Origin of the sequence: Microbulbifer sp. SH-1 (assembly GCF_011326135.1) — a bacterium.
Lineage (GTDB): Bacteria > Pseudomonadota > Gammaproteobacteria > Pseudomonadales > Cellvibrionaceae > Microbulbifer > Microbulbifer harenosus.
The window spans coordinates 3,432,138-3,446,788 of record NZ_CP046948.1 but is presented as its reverse complement, the minus strand read 5'-3'; the positions used below and the strand labels follow the sequence as shown (position 1 = coordinate 3,446,788).

The 14,651-nt window shown below is 62.4% G+C and carries 12 protein-coding genes; 6 read left to right on the top strand and 6 right to left on the bottom strand.

The features are described from left to right. Positions 1-176: 176 nt before the first annotated feature. From hexR to GNX18_RS14095, 3 genes are all read left to right on the top strand, one after another. Positions 177-1,031 (top strand): transcriptional regulator HexR, encoded by an 855-nt coding sequence (gene hexR, locus GNX18_RS14105; protein WP_138234160.1) that lies wholly within the window; start codon positions 177-179, stop codon positions 1,029-1,031. 12 nt (positions 1,032-1,043) lie between these two features. After that, positions 1,044-2,840 (top strand): DUF4153 domain-containing protein, encoded by a 1,797-nt coding sequence (locus GNX18_RS14100; RefSeq protein WP_166218875.1) that lies wholly within the window; start codon positions 1,044-1,046, stop codon positions 2,838-2,840. Between the two features lie 154 nt (positions 2,841-2,994). Beyond that, positions 2,995-4,239 (top strand): multidrug effflux MFS transporter, encoded by a 1,245-nt coding sequence (locus GNX18_RS14095; protein WP_166218874.1) that lies wholly within the window; start codon positions 2,995-2,997, stop codon positions 4,237-4,239. A 58-nt stretch (positions 4,240-4,297) separates the two neighbouring features. On the opposite strand, the gene gstA is transcribed toward GNX18_RS14095, so the two are convergent. The 5 genes from gstA to GNX18_RS14070 all read right to left on the bottom strand — a co-directional run bounded on the left by gstA (position 4,298) and on the right by GNX18_RS14070 (position 8,485). Then, a complete protein-coding gene (gene gstA, locus GNX18_RS14090; RefSeq protein ID WP_138234157.1) occupies positions 4,298-4,897 on the bottom strand; it encodes a glutathione transferase GstA in 600 nt (199 codons plus the stop codon). A gap of 32 nt (positions 4,898-4,929) precedes the next feature. Further along, complete coding sequence (locus GNX18_RS14085) at positions 4,930-5,901, bottom strand: glutathione S-transferase family protein (protein ID WP_138234156.1); 972 nt, start codon at positions 5,899-5,901, stop codon at positions 4,930-4,932. 12 nt (positions 5,902-5,913) lie between these two features. Next, the gene (locus tag GNX18_RS14080; protein ID WP_305792223.1) at positions 5,914-6,324 is read right to left on the bottom strand and encodes a DoxX family protein; all 411 of its coding nucleotides are present in this window, start codon (positions 6,322-6,324) and stop codon (positions 5,914-5,916) included. A gap of 116 nt (positions 6,325-6,440) precedes the next feature. Then, complete coding sequence (locus tag GNX18_RS14075) at positions 6,441-7,520, bottom strand: Gfo/Idh/MocA family protein (protein ID WP_166218873.1); 1,080 nt, start codon at positions 7,518-7,520, stop codon at positions 6,441-6,443. A gap of 77 nt (positions 7,521-7,597) precedes the next feature. Continuing rightward, positions 7,598-8,485: a LysR family transcriptional regulator gene (locus tag GNX18_RS14070; RefSeq protein ID WP_138234153.1), complete on the bottom strand. Its 888-nt coding sequence runs from the start codon at positions 8,483-8,485 to the stop codon at positions 7,598-7,600. Positions 8,486-8,625: 140 nt separating this feature from the next. Between GNX18_RS14070 and GNX18_RS14065 the strand changes: the two genes are divergently transcribed. The 3 genes from GNX18_RS14065 (at position 8,626) to GNX18_RS14055 (ending at position 12,997) form a co-directional block, all read left to right on the top strand. Then, complete coding sequence (locus GNX18_RS14065) at positions 8,626-9,531, top strand: pirin family protein (protein WP_138234152.1); 906 nt, start codon at positions 8,626-8,628, stop codon at positions 9,529-9,531. A 220-nt stretch (positions 9,532-9,751) separates the two neighbouring features. Next, entirely contained in the window at positions 9,752-11,047 is a 1,296-nt protein-coding gene (locus GNX18_RS14060) for a sodium:proton antiporter (protein ID WP_138234151.1), read from the top strand. Positions 11,048-11,083: 36 nt separating this feature from the next. Next, complete coding sequence (locus GNX18_RS14055; protein ID WP_166218872.1) at positions 11,084-12,997, top strand: monovalent cation:proton antiporter-2 (CPA2) family protein; 1,914 nt, start codon at positions 11,084-11,086, stop codon at positions 12,995-12,997. A gap of 18 nt (positions 12,998-13,015) precedes the next feature. Here the strand turns inward: GNX18_RS14055 and GNX18_RS14050 are convergent, their stop codons facing one another. After that, positions 13,016-14,596 (bottom strand): sulfotransferase, encoded by a 1,581-nt coding sequence (locus GNX18_RS14050; RefSeq protein WP_166218871.1) that lies wholly within the window; start codon positions 14,594-14,596, stop codon positions 13,016-13,018. Positions 14,597-14,651 lie beyond the last annotated feature (55 nt).

The window sequence follows — 14,651 nt, the reverse complement described above, 5'->3', positions numbered from 1 at the left end:
TCTGCGATTGCTTGTAGGAGCCTGCCTGCAGGCGAACCGCCATGGACTCCGCGAATGTTCGCCTGCAGGCAGGCTCCTACAGGGGTGCATCGACCGCCACGCAAAGCGCTGCCAACGCTCGCCAGCACTCCGCCATGCCGCTAAACTGCACAACCTGAACCAGAGAAGGTGTTGTCGTGAAGCCAGCGGAAGTCACGCAAAAAATCAGCGAACAGCTGAGTTCCATGCGCAAATCTGAGCGCAAGGTCGCGGAGTATATCCTCGCCAACCCCGGCGAAATCATCCATATGCGCATCGTCGACCTGGCCACCGAGGCCCAGGTGAGCGAACCGACGGTGGTGCGTTTCTGCCGCGCCGTGGGCTGTTCCGGGTTCCAGGAATTCAAGCTCAACCTGGCCCAGCAGCTGGCCTCCAGCCCCAGTTTCGGCCAGATTGCGGTGACCGAAACCGACACCATCGCCGAGTACAAGCGCAAGGTGTTCGACTCCACCGTCGATACCCTGCTGAACGTGCGCGACAAGATCGACGCGCGCGCGCTGGAAGCCGCGGTGACCGCCATCGCCGCCGCCAAGCGGGTGGAGTTCTTCGGTTTTGGCGCCTCCGGTGCCGTGGCCGCCGATGCCCAGCACAAGTTCTTCCGCCTGCAGCTCGCCGCTGCCGCCCACTCCGACCACCATATGCAGAGTATGTCCGCCATGAGCATGGAGCCGGGCGATGTGGTTGTCGCCATCTCGCAAAGCGGGCGCACCTCCTCGCTGCTGCGCTCCATGGAAATGGCCAAGGCCCAGGGCGCCACGGTGATCGGCCTCGGTCCCAGCGGCTCGCCGGTCACGCGCAAGTCCAGTATCCCCCTGGAAGTGGACGTGGAAGAGGACATCGAGCTGTACACGCCGCTGTCGTCCCGTATTGCCCACCTGGTGGTGATCGACGTACTCGCCATCGGCGTTGCCCAGCGCAAAGGCCCGCAGCTGCAGGAGCACCTGTTGAAGCTGAAGAAGGGGCTGTACAACCTTCGCGAAGAAAAGCACTGATCAGGGTGTCATATGCAGGGAAGCAGCGGCGAACAGACGACAAACTTCTCTGATGCGGACAGTCTCGGCGCCCCTGAAAAGCACCTGATTCTCGCCGCGGCCCTGATCCAGGGCCTCGCGCTCTACGCCCTCAAATTCTTCACCGCCGTCGACGCTTGGTCACCGGTGTGGCAGTACCTCAGCTACACCCTCGTCATCGCCATTCCGCCGCTGGTGATCGTCACCGTCGCCCCTCGCCTCGCGCGGGGTTACTGGTGGCTGGTGACCGGCTACGCCGTGCTGCTGGCGACACTCGCCGCTTACCGCGGCTACCAATGCACCCCCGCAGACCAAGTGTACTGTGGCGATCCCCACGAGTTCGTGCCGACGATCGCCATCGCCACCTTTATCGTCGCCTTTCTGCTGCGCGCCTGCGCCACCGGGATGGCACGGCTGCGAAAGCCGGAGTACTCCGCGCTGTTTCACTACTCCTGGGACAACGCCCTCACCGCGGGCCTGACACTGGTGTTTACCGGGATTTTCTGGCTGATCCTGTTTCTGTGGCAGGCGCTGTTCAAACTGGTGGGGGTTGCGTTTTTCCACGAGCTGTTCGAGGAGGACTGGTTTTTCTACCCGGTGACCTGGCTGGTGGCCGGCAGCGGCGCCATCCTGTTCCGCTCGCAGCAGAGCTTTGTGCTAACCCTGAAGCGCCTGTTGCGCACCATGCTGGTGGCGCTGCTGCCGCTACTGGCGGTACTCACCATCGTGTTCCTCGCCACCCTGCCGTTTACCGGCCTGCAACCCATCTGGGATACCGGGCGCGGCAGCGCGCTGTTGCTGTGGCTGGTGGCGCTGCTGCTGTTTTTCACCAACGGCGTGATCCAGGACGACTTCCCGTTTGCGCGCTATCCGCGCTGGATCAACCGGGTGCTGCTGCTGGCTTTGGTGGTTGCGCCGTTTTACACGGCCTTCGCACTCTACGGCCTGTGGTTGCGGATAGCCCAGTACGGCTGGACGCCGGAGCGGCTGTGGGGGTTCGTGGTGGCACTGACGCTGGCGCTGCTGGCACTGAGCTACAGCCTGTCGATCCTGCGCCGCGGCGAGCGCTGGTCGGAGTGGCTGCGGCGGATCAATACCGGGCTGGCGCTGTGGGTGCTGGCGGTGTGCCTCGTCACGCAGGCGCCGCTGGTGAATTTCTGGCGCATCAGTGCCGACAGCCAGCTGGCGCGCTTGCAGGACGGGCGCACGGAACTGGCGGATTTCGATTTCTTTTTCCTGCGGCGGGAATTGGGGCGCCCGGGGTGGGAGGCATTGCAGACGCTGGAGAAGCTGCCCCAGGTCCAGCAGAACCACGCGCTTACGGCCTATCTCCAGGAGTTGAAGGGAGAAACCGACGGCATCTGGAAGCTGCGCGAAAACCCGCTACAAGCGCAGGCCAGAGAACAGAAACTGCGTGAGGTCGCTGTACTGCCCGAAGGCGCGCCGCCACCGCCAGACAGTGCCGAGCTCGATCTCGAAGCGCGCTCCTGCAATGAAGAACGGCGCTCCTGCCTCTGGCTGGTGCGGGACCTGGACGGTGATGGAAACCCGGAGTACCTGTTGTTTCGCCACAGCGAGCGCGGCCAGGGCGACCACCACTGGCTGACCATTACCGCCTATTCCTCCGGGCTTGAAGGCTGGGCCACCATCGCTCGCAATAATCGCAAAACCAACGAAACCTTTGAGGAACTGCAGCAGCGGCTGAAACAGGATACGTTCAACCTGCGCCCGTCCCGCTGGCAGACCCTGTACCTGGGCGACGAACTGTTGTTCGATCCCACGCAAAATTGATACGCGACCACAATTGCCACCGGATTGTCATGGAATCTACCAACCCCGGCGGCTAAGATGCCGACGCCAACGAGTTCTCGCGCCCCGGTGACTACGCTTTTCTGAGTGCCGGTGCGTTCACCCGCAGATGTACCCGAGTTGTCACTGATTCACCATGCCCCCGAATTTTCTCGACGCCAATGGCCAGCCGCCGCGCTGGCTCGCTCCGTGTCTCGCCGCACTGGTTGCGCTGACTCCCTTTGCCATCGACACCTATCTGCCGGCCATTCCCGCCATGGCACGGACCCTCGGGGTCGAAGTCGCTGTGGTGCAACACTCGGTATCGAGTTACCTGCTCGGCTTTGCGGTAGGGCAGATCTTCGGCGGACCACTGTCGGACCGCCTCGGCCGCATCCTGATCGGCACCATTGGTCTCGCTATCTTTATCGCCAGCACCGCGCTGATCCTGTTCACCAATAACGCGGAACTGCTGGTGGCGCTGCGGTTCTGTCAGGCGGTGGGGGGCGGTTTTGCCACGGTGATCTGCGGTGCCATCGTGCGCGACCTCTATCATGGCCGCGACGCAGCGCGCATCATGTCGATGATCGCCACCATGATGCTGATCGCGCCGATGGTGGCGCCGGTAATCGGCGCTACGCTGCTCAGTTTCGGCGACTGGCACGCCATCTTTATCTTCCTGCTGGTATACGGTGTGCTGATGATGGTGCTGGTGCGGGGCATACTGCCGGAGACGGTGTCGAAGTTCCGCCGCGCGCGCCGCCAGCGCGAGTCCCGCACCACGCTGTTTCGCAATTACGGGCAGATATTCCGCAGTCCGCGGGCACTGGGCTTCCTGTTCGGGCAGGCGCTGGTGAGCGGCTGTATGTTCATTTACATCACCACCGCGCCTTTCGTGTTTATGGAGCGCTTTGGCGTTTCCTCGGCGAATTTCCCGTTGATGTTCGGCAGCTGCGTGCTGGGATTGGCGGTGATGATGCAGCTGAATATCCGCCTGCTGAAGGTGTTCGAACCGCGCCAGATCCTGCTGGCGGGGATGACGATGCTGACCCTCGCGTGCGCGCTGCTGCTGGTGAGTACCCTCTACTTCGGCGAGAACCAGACTTTACTGGCGTGGATGATGCCGTTGGTGATGGCGATGGGCAGCATCGGCATCATTGCCCCCAACTCCGCGGCCTGTTATCTGGAATTTTTCCCCAAGATCAGCGGTACCGCCAATGCGCTCTACGGCGCGTCCCTGTTTATTTCCGGGGGGCTACTCGGCGGTCTGGTGAACGGAATCCACACCGGTACGCTGGTGCCTATTGCGGCCGGGATGTTGTGCTGCGCGGGCGCCGCGCTCGCTATGGCTGTGTTTGTCGCCAGAGCGCGGCTGCCAATTGAGATCGAAGGCAGACACTGAGCGCAAGCCGGGCGCTCGCAGCTTCGTCGTAAAAATTAAGTGGCCGGGAGAGGAAAATTCAGATCAGCCCCTCTTCCTGCAGCGCCTTTTTTACCGCCGGGCGCGCCGCCATGCGCTCGGCGAAGGCCTTGAGCTTCGGCCAGCCGCCGGTATCCACTCCCACCTTGTCGCACCAGCTGTACAGGGTGAACAGGTAGGCGTCGGCGATACAGAAATCGTCCCCCAGCAGGTAGTCGCCGGCCAGATGCTCCTCCACAAACTGCAGGCGTTTGCTTACCTGTTTCCTGGCGAACTCCTTTTCCCCATCGTCGCCGTTCCAGAACAGTGGCACAAAGGACTTGTGCACCTCGGTGGAGAGGTAATTCAACCACTCCAGCACCCGGTAATGGTCCAGTGAGCCGTACTCCGGCGCCAGTTTTTTATCCGGTTTCTGCTCCGCCAGGAACTGCACAATCGCCGGGCCCTCGGTGAGCAATTCACCGCCTTCCAGTTGCAGCGCGGGTACATAGCCCTTTGGGTTGATCTCGGTGTAGTCACCACCGCTGTCGGTCGCTTTCGTCTTCAGATTGACCTGACACAGTTCCAGGTCGATACCCGCCTCGCAGGCGACAATGTGCGGAGACAGCGAACAGGCACCGGGGGAATAGAACAGCTTCATGGTTGCTCCTGGTTATTGCGTTGGAACAGGGGTCAACCGCGACCGTGGGGGGCGGCGTAATCCAGTTCCGGGCCCAGCGGCACTATGCCGGTGGGATTGATGTGCTTGTGGCTGGCGTAGTAGTGAGTCTTGATATGGTGGAAGTCCACGGTCTCGGCCACCCCCGGCCACTGATACAGCTCGCGCACATAGCCCCACAGGTTGGGATAGTCCGCCAGCCGCTGCTTGTTGCACTTGAAGTGACCGTGGTAGACGGCGTCGAACCGAATCAGTGTCGTAAACAGCCGCCAGTCCGCCTCGGTGATGCGCGCGCCGGTGAGATAGCGGTTGTTGCCCAGTCTCTGCTCAAGCTTTTCCAGCGTCTCGAACAGGCGGTGGTAGGCGGCCTCGTAGGCTTCTCTGCTGGTGGCGAAGCCGGCGCGGTACACGCCGTTGTTGACGTTCTGGTACACCAGCTCGTTGGTGGCGTCGATATCACCGCGCAGTTCCTGTGGATAAAAATCCTGCCCGTCGCCGGTGAGGTCGTCGAACGCCGAGTTGAACATGCGGATGATCTCCGCGGACTCGTTATTGACGATGCACTCGCGCTCCCGATCCCACAGCACCGGCACGGTGACGCGGCCACTGTAGTCCGCGCGGTGACGGGTATAGATCTGGTGCAGGAATTCGCTGCCGTAGAGGTCATCGCCGCTGCTGCCCTCATCTTTGTTGAAGGTCCAGCCGTGTTCCAGCATGTAAGGGCTTACGACCGACACCCCGATAACGTCTTCGAGTTTCTTCAGCTTGCGGAAGATCAGCGTGCGCTGCGCCCAGGGGCAGGCGAGGGAGACAAACAGGTGGTAGCGGCCCTTCTCCGCGGGGAAGCCGCCCTCGCCACTGGGGCCGGCGGCGCCGTCGGCGGTGATCCAGTTGCGCAGCTGGGCCCCCTCGCGCTCGAATTCACCGCCACTTTTGTCGGTGTCGTACCAGCGATCCTGCCATTGGCCCTTGATCAACAATCCCATGGCGAGCCCCCGTCAATGTCGGTGTTTCTTCCTTGCCATGGCGTGGTCGATACTGAATTTGCCGGCGCCGGCGCAAACGAGCGCCAGAAAGCCACCGGCGATGGTGAGATTTTTCATGAACATGATCTGCTGCATCTGATCACCGGGGACATTGTGGAACAGCCAGGCGCTCAGCAGACAGAAGGCGGCGAACGCGAGCGCCAGCCAACGGGTGCAGAAGCCGAACAGGATCGCGAGGCCGCCGCCGAGCTCCAGCAGGATCACCAGGGGCAGCAGAAATCCGGGCAGACCGGCGGACGCCATGTATTCCTGGGTGCCGGCGTAGGCGCCAATCTTGCCGTAGCCGGAGACGATAAACATTACCGACATGAGAATCCGCGCCAGCAGCTTGCCCAAGTCGCACATAACACCGTCGTTGTTCATTGCTGAACCCTCTCTTGTTCGCTTCCGCTCTGGAATGCGTATGAAGTGACAACGCTGTTCAGTGTAGTTCGGCTTTTCGCAAACAAAACCGCATATTTTCGCGGGAAGGGGCGAGTTTATCGCGCGCTCTGCCCAGTGCTTGTTTCGGTGCGCATTTCCGCCTGCTGCGGACGCGCCTCGTTATCGCGACGCTCCGCCTGGTATCCGCGCAGTATCCGATCCATTACCCATGTCGCCTTGTGAGCTTGCCGTCCTGGTGACGGGTGTTCCAGCTCACCATTCAGGTGCCGGATCATGTTTTCGATATGGAAGTACTGGATGTTTTCCGGGTGCTCGATGGTCGATACTTCGGTACCCGCGGCGGTCTCGAGTACAAAGGGACTGTCGCCAAAAATCGAGAACCGGATACTGCCGGTACTGCCGTCGATGATGGCCTCGTCGCTGCGGGCACTGGCGCCGAAGTTCCAGAAACCGGAACCGGTCGTCCCGCTTTCGAACATCCAACAGGCCGCCACCGCATCCTCGGCCGGATATAGCCCCTGCTGGTTGGCGGCCACACCCTGGGCACTGGTGATATCGCCCAGCAGATAAATGAACAAATCCAGCCCGTGGCAGGCGAGGTCGATGAAATGGCCACCACCGGACACCGCAGGGTCAGTGTGCCAGTCGTATTCCGCCGACAGATCGCGGGGCGACGGCGGGCGGGTGAAGCGCCAGCTGACATGCCGCACGGAACCGATCCGGCCCGCCTCCAACCACTGCTTTATTTTCAGGAAGCGCGGCAGCGAGCGGCGGTAGTAGGCGACAAACAACTCGCCGGCACTCGCGTCGAAGGCGGCCAGAATGTCCTCGCACTCGCGGTGGTTGAGCGCCATGGGTTTTTCGATGCAGCAGTGCTTGTTGGCGCGGGCGACCTGCAGCGCATATTCCCTGTGACTGCCCGGTGGTGTGGCGATATAGACCGCGTCGATCTCGGGGGCTTGTATCAACTGTTCGGCAGAGGCGTAGGTTTTCGGCACACCGTGACGGCGGGCGTAATCCGCGAGCTTGTCCGGGTCCCGTCGCATCACCGCAAGCAGGCTGGAACCGGGCACCCGGTTGAACGCCGGCCCGCTCTTCACTTCGGTAACATCGCCGCAGCCGATGATGCCCCAGCGGATCGGCCCGCCGGTGGATTGCTGTTTGTTTACGGTCATTGGACCTCCCGGTTTGGTTGATGCCGCTGTTGTTGATGCCGATCAGTTCCCGCGCTCACGCTGTCCGACGCATTGCGTCACTCAAACGGCGGCAGCCCCTCCCGCAGCGCCTGCAGCAGCAGGCAGGCGGCGGGGCCGGCGCGGTCTTTGTCCGCATAGACGAGATATACGGTGACGTCCCGCTCCCACGGCTCCTCGGTGCGCAGCGGCAACAGGCGGTCGGCCGACAGAGAATCCCGGATGCGCGTCTGCGGCAGCCAGGCGAAGCCCAGGCCGCGCTCGATCAGCTCAATGGAGGTGTGCACATTGCTCACGGTGATGCGTTGGTCCGAGCCCAGCCAGCCGGCGTCCTGGCGGTTTTTCAGGGCGGAGTCCCGCATCACGATCTGCCGGGCAGCCTTCAGGTCCTCGCGATTCACCGCGCGGCCCAGGTGGTGCAGCGGATGGTCCGGATGGGCGACAGGCACGAATTTCACTCTTGAGACCGGCTCGCCCACAAAGCCCTGGGGCACCCGCGCCGACAGAATGAAATCCACTTCCTGCTGCAGCAGAAGCTCCTCGCCGCCAGACAGCACCGTCTCGCGGATCTCCAGGCGGGTGTGCGGGAATTCAGCGGCGAAACGTTCAACCGCATTGAACAGCGCCTCGTAATCAAACAGCACATCCACCGCCAGACGCAGCTGCGCCTCCGTGCCGGCGGCGAGGCTCAGGGCAACGGCTTCCAGCGCCTCGGCCTCGTCCAGCAGGCCGCCGGCGCGGTTCAGCAGTACGCGTCCGGCGTCGGTGAGCTCCGCCTTGCGCCCGCGCACTTCCAGCAGATTGACGCCGAGGCTCTCCTGCAGCTTGTGCACCGCGTGATTGATGGAGGACTGGCTCTTGTGCACCGCATCCGCGGCCTGGGAAAAGCCCCCGTACTCCACCACAGCCTGAAACATGCGCCACTGTTCCAGCGTAACTTTGGCCATAGACTGTCCTTCGTCCAGATTCGATTTGTAAAAAAGTCGTGGATTCTGATGTATCGAGCAGCTCGAATGTTAGCTGCGATTTTTTGCCATTTTCTGGCGATTTTATCGGCCTATACTGCCGGAAATGGAGGAACAGAACCATGTCTAATTTCACACAGAACAGTGCAGGCAGTACCGGCGTACGCCCCGCAGTGCGGGTAGTGGCAGGCCACCCGTCCGCCGACGGCGCCGGGGTGAAAATCCACCGGGTGGCAGGCTTTCAGCTGAAGGACCTGAGCCCTTTCCTGATGGTCGACGAGATTCGCTCGGAGAATCCCGACGACTATATCGCCGGCTTTCCGCCGCACCCGCACCGCGGCATCGAGACGCTCACCTATATGTTGAGCGGCGAGTTTGAGCACCAGGACCACTTGGGCAATCGCGGCGCCATCAAACAGGGCGGCGCGCAGTGGATGCGCGCAGGGCGCGGCATCATCCACTCGGAGATGCCACATCAGCCCAAAGATGGTGGCAGCACCGGCATGCACGGCTTCCAGCTGTGGATCAACATGGCGGCGAAGGACAAGATGAGCAAACCCGTCTGGCGGGATATTCAGCCGGAGCAGATGCGCGAAATTATGCTGGACGGGCGCGGCTCTAAGATCCGCCTGATCGCCGGCCAATGGCAGGTGAACGGCAAATCCGAAGATGCGCCGCTGCTGGAGGCGGCGGCGCAAGCGTCGGTGGCAGATCTGCGTCTGGCCGCGGGTGCCGAGGTCAACCTGCCGCTGCCGGCTGGGCATACGGTCATGACGTATGTCTACAGCGGTGCGCTCGACACCGGGCACGGTGTGGTAAACCGGGGCAATCTGGTGTTGTTTGGCGACGGCGAATCATTACAATTGCGTGCGCCTGACGATGCACCAGATGTGGGCACCGGAATGCTGATACTGCGCGGCAGTCCGCTCGGCGAGCCGGTAGTGCACTACGGTCCCTTCGTGATGAATACCCGCGAGGAAATCGAACAGGCGGTGCGCGACTACAATAACGGCACGCTGACGGATTGAGTCAGGCCAAGTAGTCCGCGCTTTAGTTTGTAGGAGCTTGTTGCTCACGAATCACTCTTGTTTCGCAAGCAGCCATCCGTGGAACAGTGTCCGGCCCGGCCATCCATGGCCGGTCGCACGGGAGAGCAGCGAGCAGTGCTCGCTAAACACTCTCGCGGGCCCTGCAAGCAGGCTCCTACAGTTAGAGGTAACCCCCACGCACCGGAGCCCCCGCGCCCACATGGACGTTTATTACACCTTCTGTTTTCTCGCCGCTGTCTCCGTTTTCCTCGGTTTCCTCAATCAGTACGTACTGCGCGCCCAGGCTACCATTGCCATCACTGCCGGTTCCCTGGCGCTGTCGCTGATTGTCATCGGTCTCGGCAAGCTGGAGATCGTCGAACTTCGCGACTGGGCCGACCAGCTGCTGCCGCTGATGAATCTGGAAGACCTGCTGCTGAAGGGGATGCTCGGGTTCCTATTGTTTGCCGGCAGTCTGCACATCGATCTGCTGATGCTGCGCAACCAGAAAGTGGAAATCACCCTGCTGGCGATTTTCGGTACCCTGATTTCCACCTTCGCGGTGGGCTACATGTTGTACTTTTTCTTCGGCTTTATCGGCATGCCGGTGGCACTGGTGTACTGCCTGTTGTTCGGCGCGCTGATCTCCCCCACTGACCCCATCGCCGTGCTGGCGATCATCAAAAACCTGAAAGCGCCGGAACAGATCTCCATCCAGGTGGAAGGGGAGTCGCTGTTCAATGATGGCTTCGGTATCGTGGTGTTTGCGGTGATTTATGCCCTCGCATTCCAGGGCACCGAACCCACGCTGCCGGCCATCAGCCATCTGTTCATCGTGGAGGCGCTCGGCGGGATCGCCCTCGGGCTCGCTCTCGGCGGTCTGTTCCACTGGCTGATCTGTTCCACCAACGAACACAGCCTGGAACTGCTGCTGACGCTGGTGATTCCCACTGCGGGTTTCGCCACCGCCAATATTCTCGGCGTGTCCGGTGCCTTGGCCATGGTGGTAGCCGGTATCATCATCGGCAACTTCACCCGCGAACGCGGCTTCTCACGGGTGAGCCAGCATGAGCTGGACAACTTCTGGGCCATCACCGAGGAGTTTCTGAACGGCATCCTGTTCCTGCTGGTGGGCCTGTTCCTGATCACCATCAACTTCCAGCCCATCGACTATGTCTTGATTGTCGCCGCCATTGTAATTGTGCTGCTGGGGCGCATCCTGGCAGTGGGTACACCCTTCCTGTTGCTCAAACGCCGGCGCAAATACCACCCGTATACCGAGCGCATTCTGATCTGGGGAGGCCTGCGCGGTGGCCTGTCGCTGGCGTTGGCAATGTCGATTCCTTCCGGCTTCGTGATCGCCGGTGACCACAATCTGCGCCACCTGTGGGTGGTGATGACCTATGGCGTGGTACTCTTTTCCATCGTGGTGCAGGGTTCGACCATCGCACCACTGATTCAGCGCAGCCGCGAAGCGGTGTTCCCGGAGGGCGATCCCGCCACCCCGGCAGACTGACGCGGCCACCACAACCCATAACACCAAAGAACGTTCATGCCGCACGACAATTTCCTGCTCCAAGCCGTCATCTTCCTTACCGCCGCTGTCGTTTCCGTACCGCTGGCCAAGCGTCTCGGCTTCGGCTCGGTGCTTGGCTATCTGGTGGCGGGCGTACTGATCGGCCCGCACGTTATCGGGCTGGTGGGCGACACCAGCGACGAACTGCACTTCGCCGAATTCGGCGTGGCGCTGATGCTGTTTCTGATCGGCCTCGAGCTGCAGCCGCGCAAATTGTGGTCGCTGCGCGGTGCGATCTTCGGCACGGGGGGCGCCCAGGTGCTGGCCACCGCCGCCGTGGTGTGCGGCATTGCCGTGACACTGTTCGGGCTCAACTGGCGCACCGCCACCGCCGTTGGTCTGATTCTCGCGCTGTCATCCACAGCTATCGTGCTGCAGTCCCTGTCGGAGAAAAACCTGCTCAAAACCGAGGGCGGGCGCAATGCATTCAGTGTGCTGCTGTTCCAGGACATCGCCGTCATCCCCATCCTTGCGCTGCTGCCACTGCTGGCAACGGTGGAAGTGGCCACCGACCCCGATCACCTGCAGGGTTGGGCCTATGCGCTGGCAGTACTCGGTGCCATTGCCGCGCTGGTGCTGGCGGGGCGCTACCTGCTCACGCCGCTGCTGCGGCTGGTGGTGGGCGCGCGCACCCGCGAACTCTTTACCGCCTGCTCGCTGCTGATCGTATTGGGAGCCGCTGCGGTCATGACCTGGCTCAACCTGTCACCGGCCCTCGGCACCTTTATTGCCGGTGTGGTGCTGGCGGACAGCGAATTCCGCCACGAACTGGAAGCGGACATCGAGCCGTTCAAGGGCCTGCTGCTGGGGCTGTTCTTCCTCGCCGTCGGCGCCAACCTCGATCTCGCGCTGGTGATGCAGAAACCACTGCTGCTGCTCGGGCTGCTGGTGATGCTGGTGCTGGTGAAGTTTGCGGTGCTGTTTGCGCTGGCGCGGGTGCGCGGCATGGCGCGGGGGGAGGACTGGCTGTTTGCGGTATCGCTGGCGCAGGCCGGGGAATTCGGTTTTGTGCTGCTGGCGTTCGCCAGTCAGAACCAGGTTCTGCCGAGCGATGTGAGCAGCCTGTTGATCGCGCTCGTCGCCCTGTCCATGGCGTTTACACCGCTGTTGCTGTTGGCTTATGAACAGTTGATCCAGCCACGCTTTTTCACCGGCCCGCGCACCCCGGATGTTCCCGACAGCAACCCCCAGGACGACGGCTCGCCGGTGATCATTATCGGCTACGGCCGCTATGGCCAGATTTCCGGGCGCCTGCTGAACGCCTGCGGTTTCGACACCACCCTGCTCGAACACAACGCCGAACAGTTGGAACTGGTGCGCCGCTACGGTATCAAGGCTTACTACGGCGACGCCTCCCGCGGCGATTTGCTGCACGCTGCCGGCGCCGACAATGCCAAAATCGCCATCCTTACGCTGAGCGACCAGGTCGCTTCACTAGAGATCGTCAGCCGTATTCAGAAGCATTTCCCGCACCTGACGATTCTGGCGCGCGCGCGCAACCGCATGCACCAGTACGCGCTGATGGAGGCGGGCGTGCAGTACATCTACCGGGAAACCGTCGACAGCGCGCTCGATATTGGCGCCGGTGCGCTGCAGGTAATGGGCTGGTCCAAACACCGCGCTCAGCGCGCCGCGCGCAAATTCAAACAGCATGATCAGCGCATGCTGGAATCCCTGTTCCCCTACTGGCGCGACGAATCCCAGCACATCGCCCAGACCAAAATCTACCGCGAGCAGCTGCTGCAGGCCCTGCGCGAAGACCGCCGCGACCCGGATCTGCACCTGGACCACCACTGGGACAACAAGCGCGCAAACGCCGACAAACTGGGGCAGAGCAAAGGCAGCAAGAAGCAAAAAGATGGGGCACCGGTTATCCGGCCGGGGCTTTGACCGGTTGCGCGGATCGCCTCAGCGAAGCGGCAGTACACCCGCGTTTTCCAGCACGTCCCGATAGGGCTGCAGCTGCGCGGCAAAATGCTGCCAGCGCCCGCTCGAGCGGCGGTGAACGGGCTCGCGTACCTGGACGGCACTGGCGGTGGCGGCGGGGTTGGGTGTCTTGTGGGGTTGCAGGCAGGCGTCTTCAAAGGGCAACCCGAGCCCGTGCAGTAGCGCGCGGGTCTCCGTCTCTGGTGCGGCCACCAGCGCGTCGTAATTTACCGTCACCATGCGCTGTTGCAGTAACCGCGCCCATTGCTGCATCAGCTCGTGGTACTGCACGTAGTACTGGCCCAGCTCTTCCAGATCGTAGGACCAGGGATAGGCATCGGCGAACAATTGCTTGTATATGGCAAAACCGGCATCCATCGGGTGGCGGGCAACATGCACAAACCGCGCCCCTGGAAACGCGCGTGCCAGCAGCGGCAAATAGAGAAAATTACCGGGCAGCTTGTCGGTGAAGAAGGGACGCTGGTCCCGCCGATGGCGGATGGCCGCGCAGTAATCGCGGGCGGCGGCCACCGGATCAATCGTCGACGCCGCAGCGGCAATTTCCGCACTGTGCAGGGGCGGGCCACTCACAGCGGTCTGTTTTTTTACCACCAGCGGCCAATGCGGCAGCTCACCGAGGGATTGCACCTGAGAGTGGCTGCCGACAATGCGCTCCACCAGAGTGCTGCCGGCGCGAGGCAGGCTCACGATGAAGATAGGCGCCTCGCCGGTAGATGGCGTTTCTGCGCCGCGGCAAAACCACTCCTCAGTGAACCCCTGGCGAAGTGCGGCGAACAGGCGTTGTTCCTCCTCGCTGCGGTAACGGATGTCCCGGCGCCGATATTCCGCGCCGCGCGCATAGTGGCGCCACGCCTGCTGCCACAATGCCAAATCTTCCGACACCTTACCCATGGCGTAGTGCAGATAGGCCTGCGCATTGCCGTTTTCCGCATAGTGCGCACTCAGCACCAGCATGCTCCGGTAGTGCAATTCGTCCTCCGCCCGGCGCAGCTGGGCGAGCTGCCAGTGGCTGCGGAAATGCCGCGGTGCCAGCTGCAGGGCGCGTCGCAGATACGCTTCTGCCTCACCGGTGCGGCCGAGAAAGACCAGGATAGCGGCGGCGTTCGATAGCAGCGTTGCATTTTCCGGGGCGATCGCGACGGCGCGCTCCGCATAAGGTGCGGCTTTCTCCTGCTTGCCCAGGTGACTGTAAATGGTGGCGAGCAGATCGAGCTGGCTCGCGTCCTCGCCGATCAGGCTGGCACAGGTGTCCGCTTCACACTCGCCGGCCATATGCTCGCCGCTCTGTACCAGGCAGCGGGCCAGTTGCAAGCGGATATCGCCGCGCTCGGGGGCGAGCGTCAGCGCCGTGCGCAAGGCGCGCAGGGCGGTCGAGGCGGCGCCGGCATCGCCGGCGGCGCAACCGAGTATCAGGTGGGCGTCTGCCTGCCTGGCGTCCTGGCGCAGCACGTCGATACACAGCCTGCTCGCCTCGCGCCAGTCGCGGCGGGCGGCGGCCTGGCGCGCCAGATTGAGTTGCTGCTGGAGAGGGGAATCGGACATATCGGGCCAGTTGCCTAGTCAGATAGAAAAATGGGTTCAACGATGTTTGTAGCTG

Excerpts from the sequence above, each read along its gene's own strand:
- GNX18_RS14070 (WP_138234153.1), bottom strand. The coding sequence starts at position 8,485 with ATGGCCAAAGTTACGCTGGAACAGTGGCGCATGTTTCAGGCTGTGGTG.
- GNX18_RS14100 (WP_166218875.1), top strand. The coding sequence starts at position 1,044 with ATGCAGGGAAGCAGCGGCGAACAGACGACAAACTTCTCTGATGCGGAC.
- GNX18_RS14050 (WP_166218871.1), bottom strand. The coding sequence starts at position 14,596 with ATGTCCGATTCCCCTCTCCAGCAGCAACTCAATCTGGCGCGCCAGGCC.
- GNX18_RS14075 (WP_166218873.1), bottom strand. The coding sequence starts at position 7,520 with ATGACCGTAAACAAACAGCAATCCACCGGCGGGCCGATCCGCTGGGGC.
- GNX18_RS14055 (WP_166218872.1), top strand. The coding sequence starts at position 11,084 with ATGCCGCACGACAATTTCCTGCTCCAAGCCGTCATCTTCCTTACCGCC.
- GNX18_RS14080 (WP_305792223.1), bottom strand. The coding sequence starts at position 6,324 with ATGAACAACGACGGTGTTATGTGCGACTTGGGCAAGCTGCTGGCGCGG.
- GNX18_RS14085 (WP_138234156.1), bottom strand. The coding sequence starts at position 5,901 with ATGGGATTGTTGATCAAGGGCCAATGGCAGGATCGCTGGTACGACACC.
- GNX18_RS14065 (WP_138234152.1), top strand. The coding sequence starts at position 8,626 with ATGTCTAATTTCACACAGAACAGTGCAGGCAGTACCGGCGTACGCCCC.
- GNX18_RS14060 (WP_138234151.1), top strand. The coding sequence starts at position 9,752 with ATGGACGTTTATTACACCTTCTGTTTTCTCGCCGCTGTCTCCGTTTTC.
- GNX18_RS14095 (WP_166218874.1), top strand. The coding sequence starts at position 2,995 with ATGCCCCCGAATTTTCTCGACGCCAATGGCCAGCCGCCGCGCTGGCTC.
- gstA (WP_138234157.1), bottom strand. The coding sequence starts at position 4,897 with ATGAAGCTGTTCTATTCCCCCGGTGCCTGTTCGCTGTCTCCGCACATT.